Origin of the sequence: Blastococcus litoris (assembly GCF_003075095.1) — a bacterium.
Classification (GTDB): domain Bacteria; phylum Actinomycetota; class Actinomycetes; order Mycobacteriales; family Geodermatophilaceae; genus Blastococcus_B; species Blastococcus_B litoris.
In genome coordinates, this window is record NZ_QCZF01000002.1 from 241,139 (window position 1) to 264,709 (window position 23,571).

General features: G+C 73.3%; 24 protein-coding genes. 14 read left to right on the forward strand and 10 right to left on the reverse strand.

The annotated features are described in order from the left end of the window. Nucleotides 1-47: 47 nt before the first annotated feature. Nucleotides 48-428: an SHOCT domain-containing protein gene (locus DCS98_RS05650; RefSeq protein ID WP_116450382.1), complete on the reverse strand. Its 381-nt coding sequence runs from the start codon at nucleotides 426-428 to the stop codon at nucleotides 48-50. A 279-nt stretch (nucleotides 429-707) separates the two neighbouring features. On the opposite strand from DCS98_RS05650, the gene DCS98_RS05655 reads away from it, so the two are divergent. Continuing rightward, on the forward strand, nucleotides 708-938 hold the full coding sequence (locus DCS98_RS05655) for a hypothetical protein (protein ID WP_164704401.1): 231 nt from the start codon (nucleotides 708-710) through the stop codon (nucleotides 936-938). Nucleotides 939-978: 40 nt separating this feature from the next. Here the strand turns inward: DCS98_RS05655 and DCS98_RS05660 are convergent, their stop codons facing one another. From DCS98_RS05660 to DCS98_RS05670, 3 genes are all read right to left on the reverse strand, one after another. After that, a complete protein-coding gene (locus DCS98_RS05660; protein WP_116450384.1) occupies nucleotides 979-2,397 on the reverse strand; it encodes an MFS transporter in 1,419 nt (472 codons plus the stop codon). 48 nt (nucleotides 2,398-2,445) lie between these two features. After that, nucleotides 2,446-2,808, reverse strand: a complete 363-nt coding sequence (locus tag DCS98_RS05665; protein WP_116450385.1) for a carboxymuconolactone decarboxylase family protein — start codon at nucleotides 2,806-2,808, stop codon at nucleotides 2,446-2,448. A gap of 85 nt (nucleotides 2,809-2,893) precedes the next feature. Beyond that, the gene (locus tag DCS98_RS05670) at nucleotides 2,894-4,741 is read right to left on the reverse strand and encodes a glycoside hydrolase family 15 protein (RefSeq protein WP_116450386.1); all 1,848 of its coding nucleotides are present in this window, start codon (nucleotides 4,739-4,741) and stop codon (nucleotides 2,894-2,896) included. Nucleotides 4,742-4,873: 132 nt separating this feature from the next. On the opposite strand from DCS98_RS05670, the gene DCS98_RS05675 reads away from it, so the two are divergent. Then, nucleotides 4,874-6,424: an SHOCT domain-containing protein gene (locus DCS98_RS05675; protein ID WP_116450387.1), complete on the forward strand. Its 1,551-nt coding sequence runs from the start codon at nucleotides 4,874-4,876 to the stop codon at nucleotides 6,422-6,424. Between the two features lie 6 nt (nucleotides 6,425-6,430). Here the strand turns inward: DCS98_RS05675 and DCS98_RS05680 are convergent, their stop codons facing one another. Genes DCS98_RS05680 through DCS98_RS05690 form a run of 3 tightly spaced genes read right to left on the reverse strand, consistent with a single transcriptional unit; the run spans nucleotide 6,431 to nucleotide 8,906 of the window. Next, the gene (locus tag DCS98_RS05680; RefSeq protein WP_164704402.1) at nucleotides 6,431-6,991 is read right to left on the reverse strand and encodes a potassium channel family protein; all 561 of its coding nucleotides are present in this window, start codon (nucleotides 6,989-6,991) and stop codon (nucleotides 6,431-6,433) included. Nucleotides 6,992-7,050: 59 nt separating this feature from the next. Continuing rightward, on the reverse strand, nucleotides 7,051-8,493 hold the full coding sequence (locus DCS98_RS05685) for a DUF2252 domain-containing protein (protein WP_206340114.1): 1,443 nt from the start codon (nucleotides 8,491-8,493) through the stop codon (nucleotides 7,051-7,053). Beyond that, nucleotides 8,487-8,906, reverse strand: a complete 420-nt coding sequence (locus DCS98_RS05690; RefSeq protein WP_164704404.1) for a hypothetical protein — start codon at nucleotides 8,904-8,906, stop codon at nucleotides 8,487-8,489. Before DCS98_RS05690 ends, DCS98_RS05685 begins: the two co-directional genes overlap by 7 nt. A 115-nt stretch (nucleotides 8,907-9,021) precedes the next feature. Here DCS98_RS05690 and DCS98_RS05695 point away from each other — a divergent pair, with 115 nt between their 5' ends. The 10 genes from DCS98_RS05695 (at nucleotide 9,022) to DCS98_RS05740 (ending at nucleotide 20,136) form a co-directional block, all read left to right on the forward strand. Then, a complete protein-coding gene (locus DCS98_RS05695) occupies nucleotides 9,022-9,597 on the forward strand; it encodes an HdeD family acid-resistance protein (RefSeq protein WP_116450390.1) in 576 nt (191 codons plus the stop codon). Nucleotides 9,598-9,649: 52 nt separating this feature from the next. Then, complete coding sequence (locus DCS98_RS05700) at nucleotides 9,650-9,913, forward strand: SHOCT domain-containing protein (protein ID WP_116450391.1); 264 nt, start codon at nucleotides 9,650-9,652, stop codon at nucleotides 9,911-9,913. A 44-nt stretch (nucleotides 9,914-9,957) separates the two neighbouring features. After that, nucleotides 9,958-10,473 carry a DUF1269 domain-containing protein gene (locus DCS98_RS05705; protein WP_116450392.1) on the forward strand — a complete coding sequence of 172 codons (516 nt, stop codon included), beginning with the start codon at nucleotides 9,958-9,960 and terminating at the stop codon, nucleotides 10,471-10,473. Nucleotides 10,474-10,645: 172 nt separating this feature from the next. Next, the gene (locus DCS98_RS05710; RefSeq protein ID WP_116450393.1) at nucleotides 10,646-12,058 is read left to right on the forward strand and encodes an amino acid permease; all 1,413 of its coding nucleotides are present in this window, start codon (nucleotides 10,646-10,648) and stop codon (nucleotides 12,056-12,058) included. Nucleotides 12,059-12,083: 25 nt separating this feature from the next. Continuing rightward, complete coding sequence (locus DCS98_RS05715; protein ID WP_116450394.1) at nucleotides 12,084-13,307, forward strand: arginine deiminase; 1,224 nt, start codon at nucleotides 12,084-12,086, stop codon at nucleotides 13,305-13,307. A 16-nt stretch (nucleotides 13,308-13,323) separates the two neighbouring features. Next, nucleotides 13,324-14,328, forward strand: a complete 1,005-nt coding sequence (gene argF / locus DCS98_RS05720; RefSeq protein WP_116450395.1) for an ornithine carbamoyltransferase — start codon at nucleotides 13,324-13,326, stop codon at nucleotides 14,326-14,328. Nucleotide 14,329: 1 nt separating this feature from the next. Further along, the gene (gene arcC / locus DCS98_RS05725) at nucleotides 14,330-15,262 is read left to right on the forward strand and encodes a carbamate kinase (protein ID WP_116450396.1); all 933 of its coding nucleotides are present in this window, start codon (nucleotides 14,330-14,332) and stop codon (nucleotides 15,260-15,262) included. Continuing rightward, entirely contained in the window at nucleotides 15,259-18,093 is a 2,835-nt protein-coding gene (locus DCS98_RS05730; protein ID WP_116450397.1) for a cation-translocating P-type ATPase, read from the forward strand. The genes arcC and DCS98_RS05730 overlap by 4 nt, the downstream gene beginning before the upstream one ends. A 10-nt stretch (nucleotides 18,094-18,103) precedes the next feature. Continuing rightward, complete coding sequence (locus DCS98_RS05735; protein ID WP_241037226.1) at nucleotides 18,104-18,946, forward strand: class II glutamine amidotransferase; 843 nt, start codon at nucleotides 18,104-18,106, stop codon at nucleotides 18,944-18,946. Continuing rightward, nucleotides 18,943-20,136: a carboxylate-amine ligase gene (locus DCS98_RS05740; RefSeq protein ID WP_164704405.1), complete on the forward strand. Its 1,194-nt coding sequence runs from the start codon at nucleotides 18,943-18,945 to the stop codon at nucleotides 20,134-20,136. The genes DCS98_RS05735 and DCS98_RS05740 overlap by 4 nt, the downstream gene beginning before the upstream one ends. On the opposite strand, the gene DCS98_RS24055 is transcribed toward DCS98_RS05740, so the two are convergent. Next, on the reverse strand, nucleotides 20,133-20,279 hold the full coding sequence (locus DCS98_RS24055; RefSeq protein ID WP_420837347.1) for a helix-turn-helix domain-containing protein: 147 nt from the start codon (nucleotides 20,277-20,279) through the stop codon (nucleotides 20,133-20,135). The genes DCS98_RS05740 and DCS98_RS24055 overlap by 4 nt on opposite strands. On the opposite strand from DCS98_RS24055, the gene DCS98_RS23560 reads away from it, so the two are divergent. Then, complete coding sequence (locus tag DCS98_RS23560; protein ID WP_241037228.1) at nucleotides 20,262-20,597, forward strand: putative sulfate exporter family transporter; 336 nt, start codon at nucleotides 20,262-20,264, stop codon at nucleotides 20,595-20,597. The two genes, DCS98_RS24055 and DCS98_RS23560, sit on opposite strands and share 18 nt — an antisense overlap. Before the next feature lie 54 nt (nucleotides 20,598-20,651). Then, nucleotides 20,652-20,966, forward strand: coding sequence for a PLDc N-terminal domain-containing protein (locus tag DCS98_RS05750; RefSeq protein WP_116450399.1), 315 nt, complete (start codon nucleotides 20,652-20,654; stop codon nucleotides 20,964-20,966). A 33-nt stretch (nucleotides 20,967-20,999) separates the two neighbouring features. Here DCS98_RS05750 and DCS98_RS05755 read toward each other — a convergent pair whose 3' ends face one another. Together DCS98_RS05755 and DCS98_RS05760 are read right to left on the reverse strand one after the other, a co-directional pair. After that, nucleotides 21,000-21,491: a hypothetical protein gene (locus DCS98_RS05755; RefSeq protein WP_116450400.1), complete on the reverse strand. Its 492-nt coding sequence runs from the start codon at nucleotides 21,489-21,491 to the stop codon at nucleotides 21,000-21,002. Nucleotides 21,492-21,554: 63 nt separating this feature from the next. Further along, the gene (locus DCS98_RS05760; protein WP_164704407.1) at nucleotides 21,555-23,522 is read right to left on the reverse strand and encodes an alpha/beta-hydrolase family protein; all 1,968 of its coding nucleotides are present in this window, start codon (nucleotides 23,520-23,522) and stop codon (nucleotides 21,555-21,557) included. Between the last annotated feature and the right edge of the window lie 49 nt (nucleotides 23,523-23,571).

Consider the following 23,571-nt stretch of genomic DNA (forward strand, 5'->3'; position numbering starts at 1 on the left):
TCCTGGGGTCCGGGGGTGGGCATCGCCGGAGCGGGGGACGGGCCGGCTCAGACGAGGACGCGGCGCTTGAGCTGCTCGAACTCCTGCTCGGTGATCGCGCCGCCGTCGAGCAGCTCCTTGGCCCGCGCGATCTCGTCGACGGCGGTGTAGGCGCGGGGCGCGTCGGGCCGCGGCCGGCCCGCGAGGGCTGCCGAGCGGTCGAGGTCACCCGCCCGTGCCTGCGTGACCAGGTAGGCGAGCGACCCCAGCACCGGCAGGACGAGGACCAGGACGACCCAGCCGGCCTTCGCCCAGCCGGAAAGGTCGCGTCGTCGGAACACGTGCGCCAGGACCGTGACGACCAGCCAGAAGACGGTCATCAGGCAGAAGAAGATGACGAACGTCCACAGCACGTCGGCGAGCGGGTAGTCGTCGGCAGCGGTGATCATGTCCCACCTCCGGAGGGCTCGGCCCAGCATGCGGACCGGGGCACGGCGGCTCATCCCCCTGCTCGGATGACCGTCGCCAGCGTGCGAGGCGCCCGGGTCCGGACCGCGGGCCCCGGCCTCATCCGGGAGGGAGGAGGCGGCGCGGCGGGCAGTGGGCGAGGCTCTGCGCGTCGCACGGACCCGCCGTCGTCCCCGACCGGGCGCGGTGGGCGTCCGAACCAGCCAGCCGGGCCGCACCCCGCGGAGCGGCGTTCCGGTCGAGCGAGGGGGAACGCACAGATGGCACGTCTCGTGTACGAGCTCCGGGTGCGTGGGCCGGTCCCGCCCGAACTCCTCGAGGAGATCGGTGCGGAGGACCTGGGCGAAGAGCCCCCGTTGACCATCCTCCGGACCGAACCCACCGACCAGCCCGGGCTGCACGGGGTGCTGCAGCGGTTGCGCAGCCTCGGGCTGGACCTGATGGAGGTCCGCACCGCGGGCGCGGAACCGACCGACCGGGAAGGCGTCTGACCGGCAGGCCGTCGGCCCTCGCCCTCCGCGACCGGAGGCGTCAGGTGCGGGCCTGGTCCGCCCGGGGTGCACGGGGGAGCAGGAGGGCGGCGACCCAGCCCACGATCGCGAAGGCCCCCACCACGACGATCGCGGTGAGGAAGGGCGGGTTGCCCTGGGCGGTGGCGGCCACGATCACCGAACCGGCGATCGCGACGCCGAGGGACGACCCCAGGTTGGAGACGCTGCGCGACACCCCGGAGATGTCGCCCTGGTCCCCCTCCGGCCAGGCCGACTGCACCACGGTGACCGAGGCGGTCAGCATCGCGCCGACCCCGAACCCCATGAGGAACAGGCCGGGCCAGAAGGTCCAGACGGCGGAGTCCTCGCGGGCCAGCAGGAGCAGCAGGGCGATCCCGACCACCGTCGTCGTGAACCCGGCGCGGACCAGCAGCCGCTGGGGGTGCCGGCTGGCCATGCGCTGGGCCATCGCGGAGGACGCGAGGATGCCGATCGTCGCGGGCACCAGCATGAGCCCCGTCTGGATGGCCGAGAAGCCGCGCTCCTGCTGCAGGAACACCGAGATGACGAAGAAGACGCCCTGGAGCACGAGCCACTGGACGTTCTGGGTGAGCAGGCCCAGGTTCGACGTCCTGTTCCGGAACAGCGACGGCGACACGAGCGGCGCGCGGCCGCTGCGCTCCCGGTGCCGCACGTAGAGGAAGAACGCCGCGAGGACCAGGACGCCGGCGGCCACCAGCACCCAGACCCGCACCGCGGCCCAGCCGTAGGACGACGTCTGCAGGATGCCGAAGACGACCAGGAACAGCCCCGCCGCCGACAGGACGGCACCGGGCAGGTCGAAGCGTGAGCGGTCGCCGGTCCGCGGCGGGTCGGGCAGGCGGCGGGCCAGCCACACGATGACCAGGACGACGACCACCTGGAGCAGGAACGACGCCCGCCAGCTGATCGAGCTGGTGATCAGGCCGCCGATCAGCGGTCCGGCCGCCGACCCCAGCCCCGCGGCCCCGCTGACGACGCCGAACCACTTCGCCCGGGTCGTGACGTCGTCGAAGTAGACGGTGACGAGGATGTAGATCGGCGGGATCAGCAGCGCCGAGCCGACGCCTTCGAGCAGCGAGTAGCCGACCGTCAGCAGGCCGAGCCCCGGGGCCAGCGCCGCGAGCAGCGCGCCGGCCGCGTAGACCAGCAGGCCGAGCGTGAAGCAGAAGGTCCGGCCCCAGATCTCGGTCAGCTTGCTGCCGGGGATCATCAGCGCGGCCATCGTCAGCGTGAACAGGGTGATGGTCGTCTGGATCCCGCCGACGTCGGTGTCGAGGTCGTCGGCGATGGTGCTGATCGCGACGTTCATGTTCGACGCCGCGTAGCTCGCGATGAACTGCGCCAGCGCGAGCGGCAGGACGACGGCCCGCGCGGTCGCGACGGCGGCACCACCGCCGCCGACGCCGCTCCTCGTCATGGCAGGTGCTCCCGATGGGGAATCGGCGCCGGGGTGGGGGACGGGCGGTCAGGAGGTGCGCTGCTCCGGCAGCCCCATGTCGTCCAGGGCAGCGGCGCCCAGGACGCCGCGGACGATGGCCCCGGCGGCGGAGGTCACCCGTGCGCTGCCGACGACAGGGGCGATGGCGACCAGGACGGCCTGCGCCTTCTCCACCGTCAGGCCGGTGTCCGCCGCGGCGCCGAGGGTGATCAGGTACGAGACGGGCGCGGCGTCCATCGCCACGAGCGCGGCCAGCCGGACGGCCAGGTAGGTGTCGGCGTCCAGACCCGAGCGCTCGGCGGCGTCGAGGTTCATGTGCAGGAGGGTCTCGAGGACCGGGGCGTCGCCCTGCGCGATGCGTCCGAGCGCGTCGTCCTGGGTCTGGGTCATGTCGTCTCCTGGTGTGGGCGGAGGGGCAGCGCCCAGGGTCGTGAGGCGCACGCGGGCGCGCCTCACCCGTTCCGGACGAACCGGGTCAGCGCGGCGGGCGGCCGTCCAGGGCCGCGTCCAGGGTGATCGCGGCGTCGATCAGGGACAGGTGGGTGAAGGCCTGCGGGAAGTTGCCGATCTGCTCGCCGGTGAGGGCGATCTCCTCGGAGTAGAGGCCGACGTGGTTGCCGTAGGTGAGCATCTTCTCGAAGGCGGTCCGGGCTTCGTCGAGGCGGCCGGCGCGGGTGAGCGAGTCGACGTAGGCGAACGTGCAGAGGGAGAAGGTGCCCTCCGAGCCGCGCAGCCCGTCGGGGGAGGCGTCCGGGTCGTAGCGGTACACCAGGCTGTCGGTGACCAGTTCGCCGTCCATGGCCTCCAGGGTCGACAGCCAGAGCGGGTCGCGGGCGTCGATCATCCCGACGGTCGGCATGCGCAGCAGCGCGGAGTCCAGCACGTCGGTGTCGTAGTGCTGGACGAACGCCTGCCGCGACGCGTGGAAGCCGCGCTCCATGACCTGCCGGTGGATCCGGTCGCGCTCGGCCGTCCACCGCTCCAGCGGCGCGGGCAGGCCGTGCTCGCGGGCGAGCCGGATGCCCCGGTCGAAGGCGACCCAGCACATCACGCGCCCGTAGGTGAAGTCCTGCCGCCCGCCGCGGGTCTCCCAGATGCCCTCCTCGGGCTGGTCCCAGTTCTCGGCGAGCCAGTCCAGGACCCGGCTGATCGCGCCCCAGCCCTGCTGGGGGAGGGGCAACCCGGCGCGGACCCCGGCGAAGATGCTGTCCAGCGCCTCCCCGTAGATGTCGAGCTGCAGCTGCTCGGCGGCGCCGTTGCCGATGTGCACGGGGGTCGAGCCCCGGTACCCCCGCCAGTGGTCGAGCACCTCCTCCTTGAGGTCGGAGGAGCCGTCGATCCGGTACATGATGTTGAGCGGGCCGCTGTCGCTGCCGATCCGCTCCCGGATCCGGTCGCCCAGCCACGATCCGAGCTGCGCGGCCTCGCCGGTCATGCCGAGCTTGAGCAGGGCGTGCACCGAGAAGGACGCGTCGCGCACCCACGTGTACCGGTAGTCCCAGTTCCGCTCCCCGCCGATCTGCTCGGGGAGCGCCGCGGTCGGCGCGGCCACGATCCCGCCGGTCGGGGCGTAGGTCATGAGCTTGAGCGTGATGGCCGAGCGCTGGACGTCCTCCCGCCACCTGCCCGTGTAGCTGGAGCCGGCCACCCACGACCGCCAGAAGCCGACCGTCTCCGCGAACAGCGCGCGGACCTCGGCCGGCCGGATCTCGCGCGGCGGCCCGTCGGCGGCGGTCTCGAGCACGACCCCGCGCGTCTGACCGGCGACCAGGGGCAGCCGCGCGCGACCGTCACCGTCGCCGACGCCCTCCACCAGGCGCTCGTCGTCGGGTTCCCGGACGACGTGCAGCGTGAGGGTGTGACCGTTCGCCCGGAACACCGCGCCCTGCTCGGTCATCTCCAGGCGGTGCGCGTGCCGCCCGTAGTCGAAGCGCGGGGCCACGTCGATGTCGAACGTCATCCGGCCGCGCACGCACTCGACGATGCGGACCAGCCGGTGGTTGTCGGTGGCCGTCGGGCCGGCCGGCGGCATGAAGTCGACGACCTGGCCGAGGCCCTCCTCGGTGAAGAACCGGGTCACCAGGACGGCGGTGTCGGGCAGGTACATCTGCTTGGACGTGTAGGCGACGTCGGCGGGGCGGATCCGGAAGTGCCCGCCGCGCTCGTCGTCGAGCAGCGCGCCGAACACGCTGGGGGAGTCGAACCGCGGGGCGCAGAACCAGTCGACCGACCCGTCGGTGGTGACGAGCGCGGCGGTCTGGAGGTCACCGATGATCCCGTGCTCGGCGATCGCGGTCTCGGGCCGGAGAGGTGTCTGGGTCACCGTCCCACCGTGCTGCGGGTGCCCCCGGCGGACCTCATCCACGGGGGGTGATGAGTGGCCCCCGGCCGGCGGCGAGTCTGAGGAAGCTGTCGGCCGGGCGCCGCCCGCCTGCCGCGGGAGAGGACAGTGCCCATGCGCCGCTTCGTCGCCGGAGTGCTGATCGTGGTCAGCGCCGTCACGCTCGTGCTCGCCAGCGCCTCGTTGTGGCTGCGCCGCAACATCATCAACACCGACGTCTTCGTCTCCAACGTGCAGACCGTGGTCGACCTCCCCGAGGTCGAGGCCCGGATCACCGACCGGGTGACGACGACGGTCATGACCAACCCGCAGGTGCAGGACGCCGTCGACGAGGCGGTCGCGGTGCTCCCGGAGCGGCTCCGGCGGTTCGAGCCGACGGTGGAGAGCGGCATCCAGAACGTGGTGGCCGCAGGGGTGCAGCGGCTGCTCAGCGACGACCCGTTCCGGCCGCTGACCACGGCCGCGATGACCTCGGTCCACGACCAGCTGGTCGCCGGGGAGCCCCTGGAGTTCACCCTCGGCCAGGCGAAGGACCGCGTGCCCGACTCCCTGCGGGACGGGATCGCCGGGCAGGTCCTGGACCTCCTCCCGGACGACCTCGGCGTGACGCTGCTGTCGCCGGCCGACTCGCCGCAGGTCTACACCGCCATCGACGTGCTGGAGTCGGCGTGGTGGTGGCTCGGGCTCATCGCCGTGGCCACGCTCGTCGGTGCGCTCGGCGTCTCGCGGCGCCGCGGCGGCACGGTGCGGGCCTGGGCGGTGACCGTCACCGTGCTCGCCGTCGTCGTGCTGGCCGCCCTCCGGATCGGACGGGGGCTGCTCCTGCCGCAGGTCCGGGCGGAGAACCGCGACGCGGTGGGGGCGATCTACGACGTCCTCGCCGGCAGCCTGCGGTCCTGGACCCTCTGGGTGTTCGCCCTGGCCCTCCTGCTCGTCGTCCTGACCGTCGTGTGGGGGCGCACGGGGCTGGTCGCCGGCGTCCGGCGCGGCCTGGCGACGGGGCGGGCGCAGCTGCTCGTCCGGCGCGAGGAGGCCCGCGCGGCCCGGGCCGCGACGGCCATGGGGGGTGCGGCCGACGGGACGGGGACCGGAGCCGACGAACCGTGGACGCGCCGCGTGGCCGCGTGGTGGCGCGGGTTCGCCGCCGGCCTGGACCTGCCGGCACGGACGGCCACCGTCGGTGCCGCCGTCCGGGACCACTTCGTCCCGGCCCGGTGGGCCGGCATCGGGCTCGGCGCGCTGCTCCTGCTGTTCTGGCCGGCGCCCACCCTCTCGGTGCTCATCTGGATCGTCGCGCTGGTGGTCCTCTACGTGGGCGCCCTCGACTGGCTGCGCGACCGCGCCGCGCCGGCCGCGCCGGAGGCCCCACCCGCGTCGCGCCCGGCCGTGGTGCCCGCGGGCGGCCGGCCGGTCGCCGGGAACGGATCGCCCGTGACCCCGGCGGTCGTCCCGACGGCGCGCTCGTCCGGTGCCGACGGCGCTCCGCCGGCCGACGGGGCGGACCGCGCGGCGCCGGAGCTGGTCCCGGCCGCGCTCACGCCCCAGGCGATCTCCACGCTCAGCAGCCGGCTGGACCTCCTGGTGCGGCTCGGGGCGGCGCGGGACTCCGGTGTCCTCAGCGAGGACGAGTTCCGCCACGAGAAGGACCGCCTCCTCAGCGTGTGACCGCCCTCAGGCGTCGTCGGGCGGCGCATCGGCCGCCGTGCCGCCCACGAGCCGACGGCGGTGGGTCACGGCCGAGAGGAAGACGCGCAGGACGAGGCCGATCAGGACCAGGTCACCGATCATCTGGACGGTGACCAGGAGCCGGGCGGGGGAGCTCACCGGGCTCACGTCGCCGAAGCCCACCGTCGCGAACACGGTCACCACGAAGTACACGCTGTCGACCCGGTCCAGGGGCTCGGTGAAGGCGGCCGGGTCCGTCGCCGAGAGCACCACGTAGGTGCCGGCGAACAGCAGCAGGAAGTACGTCAGCGAGGCGGCGACCGCCTCGATCGCCCGCAGCGCCGGGTGCGGTGACTGCAGGATCGCGCGGACCTGCCAGGCGACCAGCAGCCCGAGCCCCAGCACGCCCGCCGCGAGGGCGGCGACGGTGCCCGCCGTGAACTGCCGGTCCAGGGGGAGCAGCACGTACACCAGCAGGACGCCGGTGGTGGTGAGCGCTGAACGCCACAGGGCACGGCTGACCGCGTGCCGGCCGGGTGCCGCGCCGTCCAGCAGGGGGCCGTCCACGCCGGGCATGCTCCTGGGCCGGAGCCCGTCGGAGGATCACCCGTCCCGGGTGAGACCGGTCAGAGGTCGGACCGCGCCTCCAAGCGGCCGGCCGCGACCGCGGCGGCCAGCCGGTCGTGGTCGACCTCCGTCACGTCCGCGTAGGCCTCGGCGAAGTCCGCGAGCGCGTTCTCGAACGCGGGGGACGAACCGAGGTAGCCCGCGACGGCGATCCGGTCACCCGACCGGGCGTGCGCCCGTGCGAGGCACCAGGCGCACAGCTCGCCGTAGGTGGTCAGGCCCTCCGGCCGCAGCTCGCCGACCTCGATCGAGCCCTTCCAGTCCCGCAGCTGGCGGACGTAGAAGTCCCGCTCGATCCCGTCGATCCCGGTGGTGCGCTGCCAGCCGAGGAAGATGTCGCTGGCCTGCTGCATCAGCCGCTGCCCGGCCACCACGCGGTGGCCCTGGTTGGTGTACGAGCTCCGGCCGACGACGTCCTCGTGCACCGAGCGGGACGCCTCCTTCACCTGGAGCAGCAGCGGGTCGTCGGAATCCCGGCCGGTGAGCAGGACGACCCAGCACCGGGTGCCCACGCTGCCGACGCCGACGACCTTGCGGGCCATGTCGACGAACGAGTACCGCTCGAGCAGCGTGCGCCGGTCGGACTGGAGCGTCCCCCGGTACTGCCGGATCAGGGCGTGGAACCTCGACTCGAGGTCGCGCTCCTCGGTCTCGGGCAGCAGGTCGCGCAGGGGGACCAGCAACGGCGGCTCGGCCCGGATGCGGAGCCTCCCGTCCACCACCTCCGTGAGCTTGCCGAACGCCTGCATCGTGTCGCGGCTGTGCGCCTTCTCGATGGCCTTCGCCAGCCGCTTCCGGGGACCGCTCTCCAGCTGCTCGCTCAGATCGCGCTGCAGCTCCTCGGCGTCGATCCGCGAGTACCAGACCTCGATGTCCCGGGCCTCGGCGAACTCCGCCATCGCCGTCCGGTAGCGCCGGCCGGCGGCGAGGGCGAGTGCACGGCGCTGCTTGCGGCCCACGCCCTGCCCGCGGGCCGCGACGACGAGGCTGGCGACCAGCCGCTGGACGTCGTGCTCGAACGGGCCGGGCAGCGTCTCGTCGAAATCGTTGGCGTCGAAGACCAGCCGGCGTTCCGGTGAGCCGTACAGGCCGAAATTGGCGACGTGCGCGTCACCGCACATCTGCACGGTCAGCCCGGAACGGGGTGCGCCGGCGAGGTCGGCGGCCATCACGCGAGCGGCACCCCGGTAGAACGCGAAGGGGGACTGCAGCATCCGCCCGTACCGGATGGGGACCAGCTCCGGCACGCGGTCGGCGGACTGCTCCTCCAGCAGCGCGACGGGGTCGCGGCCGGCGCGCCCGGGGTCGAACGCGCCGATGCCGTCGAGCGGCGCCCGGGCCCGCAGGGCCTTGCCCGAGGCCCGTCGCTCCTTCGGGGTCGGCCGCCCGCCGCGCCGAGCTGCCCCGTCCGGGCCGGGCGCCGGCCGCTCCACGGTCAGCACGTCGCACCCACCTCCTCGAGCAGCGCGCGGGCGTCCTGGACGAAGGCCCCCACCGCGGCGGCCACGTCGCCGAGCGTCTGCGCGGTCGCCTCCTCCTGGGTGGTCTCGACGCTCGACTGCACCGCGCCCGCCGCGGCCTCCACGTCGTGGACCTGGTCGGCGAAGCGCTCGCCGGCGGCCTCCGCGAGCTCCGACCAATCGTCCTGCACCGCCGTCCACGCCCGCTGGACGGCGTCCGTGCCCTCCTGGGCCACCTGGACGTCGCCGAGATCGGACAACGACCCGCGGAGGGAGTCCGCGGACGCGCAGACGTCCGGCTCCGCGGACGCCGTCTCCGCTCCGGTGTCCGACGAGCAGGAGACCAGCCCCACCCCGACCAGCACGACGACGACACCCACTGCCCAGCTCCGCATGGGCCGACGGTGCCGGGAGGTGGGGCGCCGGTGCGTCATCCGCGCGGGATGAGGTGCCCGCCGCGCTCGGGAGCGAGCCTCGGAGTCCCTGATCGGAACGGTGGAAGGAGCCGGCATGACCGCCGACGTCTCCAGCCCGCACGCAGCGGTGACCTCCCGGCACACCGGCCTGCGCGTGGTCGTCGGGCTGCTCGGGGTGGCCGCCCTCGTCGTCGGGATCGTCCTCCTGTTCGACCCGGTGGCCGCCGCACGGACCCTCGCGCTGCTCCTCGGCCTCTCCCTCGCCATCGGCGGCCTGCTCGAGATCGCCGTCGCCTGGAACGCGGGGAAGGGGCGGGGGGTCTCGCTCGTCCTCGGCGGGATCCTCGTCCTCGGTGGTGTCCTCGCCGTCGTCTGGCCCGGTGTCACCCTCCTCGCCCTCGCCTGGATCACCGGCCTGACGCTGGTCGTCCACGGTGCGTTGCGCGTGGGGCTCGCGCTCGCCGCCCGCCACGAGATCCCCAGCTGGGGCTGGCTGGTCCTCGCCGGCGCGGTGAACGTGCTGCTCGGCGTCCTGGCCATCGCCTGGCCCGAGGCCACCGTCCTCGTGCTGTCCCTGATCCTCGGCGCGCAGATCGCCGCCTTCGGGCTGCTGCTGCTGGTCGCGGCCTTCGCCTCCGGCGGGAGCCGGACGGGCGCGCGCCCCATCTGATCGCACTGGCCCGCCCCCACCCGACACCGACACCGACACCGAAGGAGTCGACATGCCCGGACTGCTCCGCGGGATGGCCCGCACCGCCGTCGTCGCCGGCACGGCCACCGCCGTGTCCAACCGCGTCTCGCGGCGCCAGGCGGGGAGGTGGGCGAGCCAGGCCGCGTACGCCCCCGAGCCGCAGGCGGCGCCGCCGCAGGGCACCGACACGAACACCAAGCTCGCGCAGCTGCGCGAGCTGGCCCAGCTGCGCGACTCCGGGGTCCTCGACGAGGCGGAGTTCGAGCTGCAGAAGAGCCAGATCCTCAATTCCTGACCCCGGACCGACCGGTCCGGCCGAGCACACCCGAGGAGAAGTCCATGGCCACGATGACCGTCTGGAAGTTCCCCACCGCCAACGGTGCGGCGATCGCCGAGGAGACGCTGAAGAGCCTGCAGCGCCGGGAGCTCATCCAGGTCCACGACGCCGCGATCGTCAGCTGGCGGGAGGGGACGAAGAAGCCGAAGACCCAGCAGCTCCGCAGCCTGGCCGGAGCCGGGGCCCTCGGCGGCGCCTTCTGGGGGATGCTCTTCGGGCTGATCTTCTTCGTACCGCTGCTCGGCATGGCCATCGGTGCCGGCATGGGCGCTCTCACCGGCAGCCTCAGCGACGTCGGGATCGACGACTCCTTCATCCGGCGCATGCGGGACGAGATCCAGCCCGGCACCTCCGCCCTGTTCCTGCTGTCCTCCGGGGCGGTCGTCGACAAGGTGAAGGACGCCTTCGAGGGCCAGCAGATGGTGCTCGTCGAGACCAACCTCAGCCACGAGCAGGAGGACAAGCTGCGCGAGGTGTTCTCGGAGGAGGAGGCGCCGGCGACGGCGGCAGCCGGCTGAGCCCGCTCCCCCGCCCGCCCGGGGCCCGGCTGCGACAGCAGCCGGGCCCCGGTGCGTCCCGGGCAGGGCGTCACGGACGACCGCGCGGGGCCATTCATCCGCTCGGGAGGAGGTCCCGCGGACGACCCGTCGCTGCAATGACCTGGCCGAGACCGCGCCCGGAGGGGGTCCCATGAGCACCGCATCCGCACCGCCGGCCGGCTCCGCCCCCGTCCAGGAGCAGGAGCCGCGCGGCACGCTCGGACTGGGCGCGGCGACCGCGCTGATCGTCGGCAGCATCATCGGGGTCGGCATCTTCAACCTGCCGGCGTCCCTGGCCTCCTACGGGCCCATCAGCCTGATCGCCATGGCGCTGACCACCGTCGGCGCGCTGGCCCTCGCCGTCATGTTCGCCTCGCTGTCCCGGCGGCTGCCCGCGGACGGCGGGCCGTACGCCTACGCGCGGGCGGCGTTCGGCAACCTGGCCGGCTTCTCCAACGCCTGGCTGTACTGGATCACCGCATGGTCGGGGAACGCGGCGATCGTCGTGGGCTGGGTGCTCTACGTCGAGGAGTTCGTCAACACCGACCAGAACAAGGTGTTCTCCGTCGTCCTCGCCCTGATCGGGCTCTGGATCCCGGCCGCGATCAACCTCGGCGGGGTCAAGGCGATGGGCGCGGTCCAGACGTGGACCTCGGTGCTGAAGTTCATCCCGCTGGTCTTCATGTCCACGGTCGGCCTGTTCTACATGAGCAGCGCGAACTTCGACGTCTGGAACACCAGCGGCGACAGTGCCATCGGCGCCATCGGCGGGGCCATGGCGCTGTGCCTGTTCAGCTACCTCGGCGTCGAGACGGCGGCGGTCGCCGCCGCCAAGGTGCGCGACCCGGACCGGAACGTCCCCCGGGCCACGGTCTTCGGCACCCTCGGGACCGCCGTCGTCTACCTGCTGTCGCTGACCGCCGTCTTCGGCATCGTCTCGGCCTCGGCGCTGTCGGAGTCCACCGCCCCGTTCGCCACCGCCGTCAACGAGATCGCCGGCGGCACCTGGGCCGGTTACGTGATGTCGGCGCTGGTCGTCATCTCCGGCTTCGGCGCGCTCAACGGCTGGACGATGATCTGCGCCGAGATGCCGCTGGCGGCGGCGAAGGACGGCCTCTTCCCGCAGGCGTTCCGGAAGCTCAACAAGAACGGCGTGCCGTGGTTCGGCATCGTCTCCTCGACCGTGCTGGCGTCGGTCTTCATGGTCATGTCGTACGCGGGCTCGGTCGGCATCACCGTGTTCAACACCCTGGTCTACATGTCGGGGATCACCGCGGCGATCCCGTACGCGTTCTCCGCCCTCGCCCAGGTCAAGTGGCGGCTGGTCGACCACCGCGAGCTGCAGACCCCTCGCTTCGTGCGCGACGTCGGGGTCGCCGTCGTGGGTCTGGTCTTCTCGGTGCTCTTCATCTGGTACTCGCGCAACACCGGCGAGGACAGCTTCATCGGGGAGTACCTGCCGTTCATCTTCGCCGGCGGCGCCTTCCTCGCCGGCATCCCGATCTACCTCAAGCACCGCACCTCGATGTCCCAGCCACCGGCCGTCCCGGCCTGGCGGCCCTGACCCGCGCGCCCAGAGGAGCCCAGCCATGCCGTTCCACGTCGACTCGGAGGTCGGTCGACTCCACCAGGTGATCCTCCATCGGCCCGGTCTGGAGCTGACCCGGCTGTCGCCGCAGAACGTCGACGAGCTGCTGTTCGACGACGTGATGTGGGCGCAGCGGGCGCGCGAGGAGCACGATGCCTTCGCCGAGAAGCTGCGCCAGAAGGGCGTGAAGGTCCACCTCTTCCACGACCTGCTCGCCCAGGCGATCGACCAGCCCGGCGCTCGGGAGTTCCTCCAGGAGGAACTCACCACCGCGACCCGGTTCGGCCCGGCGCTGGACGCCCCGCTGGACGAGCTGGTCGCCAACCGTCCCGCGGACCTGCTGGCCGAGGCTCTGGTGGGCGGCGTCCTCAAGTCCGATCTCGACCTGCCGAAGACCTCCAGTCTCCTGCTGGAGTACCTCGACGACGACGACTTCCTGCTGCCGCCGCTGCCCAACCACCTCTTCCAGCGCGACAACTCCGCCTGGGTCTACGACGGCCTCTCGGTCAACCCGATGAGCAAGGCGGCGCGCAAGCGGGAGACGATCAACTCGCGGGTGGTCTGGAACTACCACCCCATGTTCGCCGCCGACCCGCCGCACTTCTACTACGGCAACGACAACGAGAACCACGACCCGGCCAACTGCGAGGGCGGGGACATCCTCGTCATCGGCAACGGCGCCGTCATGATCGGCATGGGGGAGCGGACCAGCCCCCAGGGCATCGAGTTCCTCGCCCGCCGCTACTTCGAGCACGGCGCGGTCACGAAGGTGATCGCCGTCGAGCTCCCGAAGACCCGTGCGTTCATGCACCTCGACACCGCGATGACGATGATCGACCGCGACGCGTTCAGCGTGTACCCGCACCTGCCCGAGACCCTCCGGTCCTTCACTCTGACGCCGATCGGCAGCGGCGGCGACTACCAGGTCACCGAGAACGCCGAGCTCTGGCCCGTCGTGGCCGATGCGATCGGCGTGGACGAGATCCGCGTGATGCGCACGCCCATCGACGTGCTGGGCGCCCAGCGCGAGCAGTGGGACGACGGCAACAACTTCCTGGCCGTGGCCCCGGGCGTGATCTTCGGCTACGAGCGCAACACCACGACGAACACGTTCCTGCGCCGCAACGGCATCGAGATCGTGACGATCGCCGGCGAGGAGCTCGGCCGCGGTCGCGGCGGCCCGCGCTGCATGTCCTGCCCCATCGAGCGCGACGCCGTCGCCTGACACCGGGAGCTCAGCCATGGCCCTCAACCTGAACGGTCGCGACTTCCTCAAGGAGGTCGACTTCACGACCGCCGAGCTGCAGTTCCTGCTCGACCTCTCCCACGACCTCAAGCGCGCCAAGGCGACCGGCACCGAGCGGCAGCGCATGCGCGGGCGGGACGTCGCGCTGATCTTCGAGAAGACGTCGACCCGCACCCGCTGCGCCTTCGAGGTGGCGGCCTACGACCAGGGCGGGCACGTCACCTACCTGGACCCCGCGTCGTCGCAGATCGGGCACAAGGAGTCCGCGGCCGACACCGCACAGGTGCTGGCGCGGATGTTCGACGCCATCGAGTTCCGCGGCAAGGCGCAGGCCACCGTCGAGGAGCTGGCCGCCAACTCCGCGGTGCCGGTCTACAACGGCCTCACCGACGAGTGGCACCCGACCCAGATGCTCGCCGACTTCCTGACGATGACCGAGCACTCGGGCAAGCGGCCGCACGAGCTGGCCTACTGCTACATGGGGGACGGCCGGTTCAACATGGGCCGCTCGCTGCTGGTCACCGGCGCGATCATGGGCGCCGACGTGCGCATCTGCGCCCCCGAGGCGCTGTGGCCGGACAAGGACGTCCGCGACCTCGCCCAGGAGCGCGCCGACGAGTCCGGTGGCCGCATCACGCTCACCGCGGACCCGGACGAGGCGCTGCCCGGCGCCGACTTCGTGCACACCGACGTGTGGGTGTCGATGGGCGAGCCGGACGACGTCTGGAAGACGCGGGTCGACGAGCTGCTGCCCTACCAGGTCAACCGCGCGGCGCTGGAGAGGACCGGCAACCCGCGGGCCCGGTTCATGCACTGCCTGCCGGCCTTCCACGACACGAAGACCGCCGTCGGACGCAAGGTCGCCGACCTCACCGGGATCACCGACGGTCTCGAGGTCACCGACGAGGTGTTCCGGTCGCCGGCGAACATCGCCTTCGACCAGGCGGAGAACCGGCTGCACACGATCAAGGCGGTCATGGTCGCCACGATCGGGGACTGACGTGAGGATCGTCGTCGCCCTCGGCGGCAACGCCCTGCAGCGCCGGGGCGAACCGATGACCGTCGAGGGCCAGCGGCACAACGTGGCGCTGGCCTGCATCCCGCTGGCGCCGGTCGCCGAGCGGCACGAGCTGGTCATCTCGCACGGCAACGGGCCGCAGGTCGGCCTGCTGGCCCTCCAGGCCGCGGCCTACGACGACGTGTCGATCTACCCGTTCGACGTCCTCGGGGCGCAGACCGAGGGCATGATCGGCTACCTCATCGAGCAGGAGCTCGGGAACCTGGTGCCGCAGGACAAGCGCCTGGCCACCCTGCTCACGATGACGCTGGTCGACGCGGCGGATCCCGCGTTCTCGAACCCGACGAAGTTCGTCGGGCCCGTCTACACGGCCGAGCAGGCGGAGAAGCTCGCCGAGCAGCGCGGCTGGGCGTTCCGGGCCGACGGCGACAAGCAGCGCCGCGTGGTGCCCTCGCCGATCCCGCGCCGGATCGTGGAGGTCGAGGCCGTCGAGGCGCTGCTCGACCGCGGGTACGTGGTCGTGTGCGCCGGCGGCGGCGGCATCCCCACGATGTACTCGCCGGGTACGACCACGCTGGTCGGCGTCGAGGCGGTCATCGACAAGGACCGCGCCAGCGCCGTCCTGGCCACCGACCTGGGTGCCGACCTGCTGGTGATCGCCACCGACGTCGACGGCGTCTACCTGGACTGGGGCACCCCGCAGCAGCGGCGGGTCGTCGCGGCGCACCCGGATGCGCTCGACCCCGGTCTCTTCCCGGCCGGCTCGATGGGCCCGAAGGTCGAGGCGGCGGCGGACTTCGCGCGCGCCTCCGGCCGGACGGCCGTCATCGGCTCGCTCGAGCAGCTGTCCAGCATCCTCGCCGGTGACGGCGGGACCCGGATCTCGGTGCAGACCGAGGGGATGGAGACCCGATGAGCGCCTCGACGGACCCGCGCAGCGACACCACCGCGCCGGCGGGCGCGACCGCCCGGCTGCCCGTGCCGGAGCCGCGGACGGTACCCGACGAGGGGACCGCGCCCTACCTGCGCTCGGTCGACCAGGTCGTGCTGGAGACCGGTGCGGACCTGGCGCGCGGACTCTCCCACCGCGAGGCGGCCCGCCGGCTGCAGGAGCACGGCCCGAACAAGCTCACCAGCGAGAAGCCGCCGTCCACGTGGGCGGTGGCGCTGGCCCAGCTGCGCGACCCGATGAACATCATGCTGATCGCGGTGGCGGTGGCCAGCCTGCTGATCGGCCAGGTGTCCACCGCCGTCCTCGTGGCGGCACTGGTGCTGCTCAACGTCCTGCTCGGTGCCCGGCAGGAGCTCAAGGCGCGAGCCAGCGTGGACGCGCTGGCCAAGCTGCAGGTGCCCCAGACGCGCGTGCTGCGCGAGGGGGCGCTGGAGATGGTCCCGGCCGAGGAGGTCGTGCCGGGGGACGTCGTCCGGCTCGAGGCCGGCGACATCGTGCCGGCCGACGGGCGGATCGCCGCGTCGGCGACGCTGGAGACGCAGGAGGCGGCGCTGACGGGGGAGAGCGCGCCGATCAGCAAGGGCGCGGACACCCTGACCGGTCCGGAGGTGGGGCTCGGCGACCGCGTCAACATGCTGTTCCAGAACACGTCGGTCACCCGCGGCACGGCGACCATGGTCGTCACGGCCACCGGCATGCAGACCGAGATGGGCCGGATCGCCACGATGCTCAGCTCGGTCGACCGCACCCGGTCACCGCTGCAGAAGGAGCTCGACGGGCTGACGAAGGTGCTCGGGATCGTCGCCTGGTCCGCGGTGGCGCTCATCATCGTGGTGGGCCTCGCCCGCGACATGCCGATCGAGGACGTGCTGCTCCTGGGCACGGCGATGGCGATCTCGGCGATCCCCACGGGCCTGCCGACCTTCGTGCAGGGGATGCTCTCGTTCGGGGCCCGCCAGCTGGCCGAGGCCAAGGCCGTCGTGAAGAACCTGACCGACGTCGAGACCCTCGGGGCCACCAGCGTCATCAACACCGACAAGACCGGCACGCTGACGCTGAACCAGATGATGGTCTCCACCCTCTACACCGAGGGCGCGTGGTTCACCGTCGATGGCGAGGGCTACCGGAAGACCGGGTCGATCCGGTCGGTGGCCGGGTCGCGGGTGCCGGACTTCACCCGGCTCGCCTACGCGCTGGTGCTCGACAGCGACGCCACCGTCGGCGACGACGGGACGGTCGTGGGCGACCCGACCGAGGCCGCTCTCGTGGTGCTGGCCGCCAAGCTCGGGGTGGACGCGGACCAGACCCGGCGGGCCTACCCGCGCCTGGCCGAGGTGCCGTTCGACTCCGACTACAAGTTCATGGCCACGTACCACAAGGTGGAGATCGACGGGGCCTACTACGTCGTCGAGCTGGTGAAGGGCGCCCCCGACGTGGTCCTGGCCCGGTGCAGCGTGGCCGGGGGCCCGTTCCGGTCGCCGCAGGTGCCGATCGAGCAGGAGCGGGACCGCATCGAGGCGGCCAACCGGCACATGGGGGAGCAGGGTCTGCGGGTGCTCGCCTTCGCCGCGCGCGTGGTGCGCGACGAGGAGATCCCGACGATGCACGCCGACCCGATGGCGCTGACCACGGACCTCGGCTTCGTGGGGATGGTCGGCATCATCGACCCGCTGCGGCCCTCGGCGAAGGCCGCGGTCGAGACGGCCCTGCGGGCCGGTATCGACGTCCGCATGATCACCGGCGACCACGCCGTCACCGCGCATGCCATCGGCGAGTCCCTGGGGCTCGGCGAGGGGTCCATCAGCGGGGCGGAGCTCCAGGCGCTCTCCGACGAGGAACTGCGCCGCCGGCTGCCGCACCTGCACGTGTTCGGGCGGGTCACGCCGGAGGACAAGCTGCGCCTGGCCCGCACCATGCAGGGCGAGGGCATGATCGTCGCGATGACCGGCGACGCGGTCAACGACGCCGCGGCGCTCAAGCAGGCCGACATCGGCGTCGCGATGGGCAGCGGCAGCGAGGTGTCCAAGCAGGCCGCGCGGATGATCCTCACCGACGACAACTTCGGCACCCTGGTGCATGCCGTCGAGCTCGGCCGCAGCATCTACGGCAAGGTCGTCTCCTACATCCGCTACCAGATGAGCCAGCTGCTCTCGCTGGTCCTGCTGTTCGTCACCGCGACGATCTTCAACATCAACTCCGGTGTGGCGATGACGCCGCTGATGGTGCTGTTCCTGAACTTCTTCGTCGCGATCTTCCCGGTCGTCGTGATCATGCTGGACCCGGCCGACCCGGAGATCATGAACCGGCCGCCCCGCGACCCGAAGGTGCCGATCACCAACGCCGCCGCGGTCACCCGCTGGGTCCTGTACGGCACCATCCTGTTCGCGTCCGCGCTGATCCCGCTCGTCCTCGGCCCGGACGACCCGCGGACCGACGCGGCGAGCGCGTCGATGACCATGTGCTACGTCGTCATCGGCCTGGGGACCATCTTCAGCGGCGTCGTCATGCGGCGGGACCCCACGTCGGGGCTGATCCCGCCGATGCTGACCGCGGTCAAGTGGTCGGCCATCCCGGCCGGCCTGCTGATCCTGTCCACCGAGCTGGAGTTCCTGCAGAACGGCCTGCTCACCCAGTCCCTGACCGGTCTGCAGTGGCTGGCCTGCATCGGTCTCGGCCTGGTCATGCCGCTGGCCGTCGAGCTCGACAAGTGGATCCGCCGGCGGCGGCTCAGCCCGCCGGCGCCGGTGCCCGTCGCGGCGGCCGTGGCCCCCGTCCGCGCCGCCGTCCCGGCCTGAGGGGGCCCGCATGTGCCGCTGGATGGCCTACACCGGTTCGCCGCTGTCGATCGAGGACCTGCTCTACACACCCGAGAACTCCCTCGTCGTGCAGAGCCTGCACTCGCGGCTGGGCGTGGAGCCTACGAACGGCGACGGGTTCGGGATCGGCTGGTACGACGACAACGAGTTCCCGGGCCGGTACCGGAGCATCGAGCCGGCCTGGAACGACCGCAACCTCCGGGAGGTCTCCGCGCACGTGCGCTCGCGGCTCGTCCTCGCGCACGTGCGCGCCTCCACGGGCACGCCGGTCCAGCAGACCAACTGCCACCCGTTCCGGCACGGCGGGTGGCTCTGGGTGCACAACGGCGCGATCGCCGGGTTCCGGGAGTGCGAGCGGGAGCTGCTCCTGGCGGTCGACCCGGACCTCTTCCCGGACATCGCGGGGTCCACCGACTCGGAGCTCTTCTTCTACCTGGCGCTCACGTACGGGCTGGTGGACGACCCGCCCGCCGCCGTCGCCCGGGCCGTGGGCCTGATCGAGGACGTCGGACGGCGGCACGGCGTGCAGTTCCCGCTGCAGATGACGGTGGGGACGACGGACGGCGAGACGCTCTGGGCGTTCCGGTACTCCAGCGAGGGGCGCTCCCGGTCGCTGTTCCACAGCACGGACATCTCGACGCTCCGGGCGCAGTACCCCGACAACCCCGTGCTGCACCGGTTGGCCGACGACGCCCGGGTGGTCGTCTCCGAACCGCTGGGCGGGCTGCGCGGCGCCTGGCGGGAGGTGCCCGAGGGCACCTGCGTCGTCGTGCGGGACGGCCGGGAGGAGCTGCGCCCCTTCGGCCCGGCCGTCCTCGAGCCGGTCGGGTGACGAGCCCGCTGCCGCCGGCGGGCCCGGTCGCGGTGGCCGGGCCCGCCGCCGCCATCTGCCGGCCGCGGCCCGCCGCCGACCTGCTGGTGCCCGTGGCCGGTGACGCCGTCCCGACCATCGGGGTGGAGGAGGAGTTCCTGCTCCTCTGGCCCGACGGCGGCACCGCCACCGTGGCCCCCGACGTCATCGCCGCGGTGGCGCCGGAGATCCGGGCCGCGGCGGAGTTCTCGCGGTGCCAGGTGGAGAGCTCGACGGGGATCTGCCGTGATCTCTCCTCGGTCGGCGTCGACCTGTCGGTGGCCCGGCGGGCGCTCGCGCAGGCGGCGGCCGACCGCGGGGCCCGCCTCGTCCCCGTCGGAGCACCCCCCGTGGACGAGCCGGGGGCGGCCGACCTCACCGACGACGACCGCTACCGCCGGCTGCTCACGACGGTCCCCGGGGTGACGGGGGAGGAGATCACCTGCGCGGGCCAGGTGCACGTCGCCGTCCCCTCCCGCGACGTGGGGGTGGCGGTCCTCGGCCGGCTGCGGCCGTGGCTGCCGCTCCTGCTGGCGCTGACCGGCAACAGCCCGGTCCGGCGGGGACGGGACACCGGCTGGAGCAGCACCCGCTTCCTGGTGCAGCGACGGTGGCCCTCGTTCCTGCCGCCGCCGCGATGCGCCGGCGCGGCCGAGTACGACGCCGGCGTGGACCGGCTGATGTCGTGCCGGGCGGCCCTCGACGAGCGCGGCGTCTACTACTGGGCGCGGCTCTCGCCGCGGTACCCGACGGTCGAGGTCCGCATCGCCGACGTCGGGCTGACCGTGGGGGAGGCGGTGCTGCTGGCCGGGCTGTGCCGGGCGGCTGTCATGACCGCGCTGGCCGACGAGCTGGCGGGGCGGCCGCTGCCGGACGTCCCCGAGCGGGTGCTGCTCGCCGCCGGGTATGCCGCCGCCCGCCGGGGGCTCGGCGCCGTGGTGCTGGACCCGGCGCACGGGGGCTGGGCGCCGGCGCGCGCCCTCCTTCCCGCCTGGCTGGACGTCCTCGGTCCGGCGCTGGAGGCCGCGGGGGACCGCTCCCTGGTCGAGACGCTGCTGGCCGCGCAGCTCTGCCGGGGGCCGGGCAGCGACCGGCAGCGGGCGCTGCTGCGCCGGGGACGCCGCGGCTTCGTCCAGGCGCTGGCCAACCTCGGGGCCGGCATCGACGCCTAGAGGGGCGCCGACCGCGAGGAGGTCCGCCACTGCGTCGGGCTGACGCCGAAGCGCTGCCGGAACCAGCGCGAGAGGGCGCCGGGAGAGGCGAACCCGAGCAGCTCGGAGGCGTCGGTGAGCGATCTGTGAGCGTCCGGAAGCAGATGGCCGGCGGGGAGACCACCGGACGCCGGCCGCCGGTCGTGCCCCTGTTCGTGCTCGGCTTCCTCGCCTGCGTCGCCCTCCGGAGCACCGGCGTGGTGCCGGCGGCGGCCCTCGGGGCGGTCTCCCAGGTGCAGGCCGCCGCGCTCGCCGCCGCCCTCTTCGGCATGGGCGCCTCGGTGCAGGTGCGGGCGCTGTGCCGCGGCACCGGGCGGCTGCTGGTGGTCTCGGCGGCGTCCACGCTCCTGGTCGTGGGGCTGGCGCTGGTCGCGTCGTGGTCCTGCTCTGAAGGGCGGGGTCACCCCGGCGGGATGACGTGACCAGCGCGCGCCGCGAGCAGGCTGGGCCAGGGACGCCGTCGACGGAGGTGCGCCGTGCTCGCTGCGGAGTCGGACGAGGGGCTGCCGCTCCTGGACCTGTTCTGGACGATGCTGCTGTTCTTCTACCTCGCCCTGGTCGTGTGGCTGGTCGTCCGCGCGCTGCGGGACCTCTTCGGCCGCGACGACGTCGGCACCGGCGCACGGGTGGGCTGGACGCTGTTCGTGCTGGCGCTGCCGCTCGTGGGCGCGTTGGCCTACCTGGTGTCGCACGAGCGGGACACGGGCGTCCCGGACCAGCTGGTGGAGGAGCGGGACCTGTGGCGGGTCGAGCGCAGCCAGCACAGCACGTACGTGCCGAACTTCCACTGAGCGCCGCCTCTCGCTGGGCACAGCTCGCGGGGATCAGTGAACCAGCGACTTCAGCACGATCAGCCCCGCACCGATCAGCGCCACGAGCACTCCCTTGAGGAGCGCGCGGTGGGGGGCGGCGCCGGCGAAGCGGGCCGCCCAGAACCCGTAGAAGCCGATCAGCCCGAGGCCGCTCCACTTCGCGATGGAGAAGGCCCGCTCCACCTCCATCAGGCCGAGCGCGGAGAGCACGAAGAACAGCGCCGGGAAGGCGACCCCGAAGGCCACCGCGCCGGCGTCCTCGAGCATGTGGCGCAGCTGGTGGCGGGCGACCGGGCGTCGGGTGCTCGTCTCGAGCCCGACCACCTCGCTGTAGATCTCGGCGAGGCCGACCGCCAGGGCGGTCCCCGCCAGCCACACGGCCATCACCCCGGGTGCCGGCGGGTGGCTCTCGATCGCCACCACCAGCGCCAGGCCGATGATCGAGCCGTAGACGACCCTGCCGACCTGCCGTGACCCGAGGTGCTGTTCGAGGCTCGCGCGCATGCGCGAACCATCGACCGCTCCCGGGCGCCGTGCACCGTCCCGCGCGGAGGATGTTCGGAGCGGTCAGCCGACCGCGCCGGGGACGACGGCGAACAGCCGCTCGCGGACGGTCTCCCGCAGCTGCAGCGTCTCCTCGATCCGGTGCAGCTGCTGCGGCGAGGCGGGCAGGTCGTAGACCCGGCTGAGGAAACGGGGGAGGTCCGCGCGGTAGTCGTGCTGGAACGCCCGGTACTCCCCGGCGGTCTGCGCGTTCTTCATGTCGACCAGGCTCTGGAAGAACGTGGTCAGCGGCCGCCAGCGCATGGCCGGAGGTATCCCGCGGGGGCTGCCGCCGTCGACCTGCTGGGGGAGCGAACGGCCGGGGCCGAGCCAGTCCGGCGAGTGCCAGAGGAGGTCGGGCCCGAACCTCGTCACGCCGTCGTTGTCGTGGCTGAGCAGGACGAACCGCGGGCGGGTGCCGCGCTGCTCCGTCACCGCGTCCAGCTGCTGGAGGTCGTTGACGACGGCCACGGCGTCGGGCTCCACGTCGAGCCGGTCGCCCCGGGTGACCTGGCGCATCCAGCCGCTGCCGTACGGCGTCCCGATCCAGAGCGCGCGGTCGATGCCCATCGCGTCCAGGCCGAGCGTGCCCCAGTGCAGGAAGACGTCCTGGCTCGTGTGCGCGCCCAGGCTCTCCCCGAACAGGACCACCCGCGGCCGCGGGCCGGGGCGGTCGCGGATCCGCTGGAGGACGCGCAGCCAGAGCAACCGGTTCTGCTCCCTGGCCGTGCGGATCATGGCGAGGGACAGCGGGGAGGGCCGGCGCGAGTACTGCAGGGTGACCGTGGCGACGTCGCCCAGCGCGAGGTACTGCAGCGCGGCCGTCGCCACGTAGTTGAGGTAGCCGGTGCCGGTCGGGGAGGCGAGGACGAGCAGCGACCTGTCCAGGGCGCCGGTGCGCTCGAGCTCGGCGAGGGCCAGGTCGACCCGCTCCCGGGGCGTCGCCCCGTTGTCCAGCCCCACGTAGACGGCGGCCGGCGTCGCCCGGGCGGGCGTGCCCATGACCGTCTCGACCGAGAGGTCCGGCACGGTGTCCGGGAGCCCCTCGGCGGGCCGGGGCCGCACGGTCGCGAGGACGTGCAGCCGGCCGTCGCGCCCCAATCCCGCCCAGGGCACCCGGCTTCCGGGAGCGCCGCTCACCGTCGGGAGGAGCCAGCGCTTCTCCTCGCCCGGTTCGATCACCGGCACCTCCACCGAGGTGGTCGACTCGATCCGCAGCATCGCCCGGTGCCACACGGCGGAGGCGCCCGCCCCCAGAGCCGCCAGGAACGCGCCGTGGCCGGCCAGCCGCCACAGGGCCTGCGGCCCTGGCAGGACGGCGGTCAGCCGGCGGGCCAGCAGGTCGGCCACGGCGTGCTCGCCGTACGCGGCCCCGGCGAGGCCGCCCACCACCCCCGCCGCGATGCCGAACGAGGACAGCGGCGGTCCTGCTCCCTCGGGGGTGCCGGGGTCGTCGGCGACCTCCTGCCGGCGCAGCCGGTCGACGACGTAGGCCAGCCCGAGACCGACCGGGACGGCCAGGGGGACGGCGGCCAGGCGGCCTCCCAGCCCGAGCCGCGCGTCCAGGGTCCGGGTCCCCGCCTGCGCCGCCGCGAGCAGCGAGCCGCTCAGCCCGGCGACCCCGAGCCGCCAGGCCGCCTGGCGGACCAGGCCGCGCAGCGGGTCCTCCGACGTCGGCAGTGCCCGCAGCACCGCGAGCCCCAGCGGCACCGCCGCGAGGTCGACGGCGACCGCGGCCCGGCGCGCCGCGGCGGGTGGGGCGGCGGCGTCCAGGAGGGCGCGCGCCGCCGCCTCCAGCGCGTCCTGGGCACCGGCCGACAGCAGGTAGTGCAGCCCGGTCGCCAGGCCGGTGACCAGCCCTTGGTCCACCGCGCTACGCGGGGAGAGCGAGGGCGCGAAGGTGCCCGGTGCCGTGGCGGACGCGATCACCAGCCCCACGCCCGGTGCGCTCGACGCCGTGACCGCCCACGCGTGATCCCTCACCCGCTCCATGACCCCGATGGTGGCGCCGGAAGGGTCGGTGCAGTTCATCCTCCCGGTG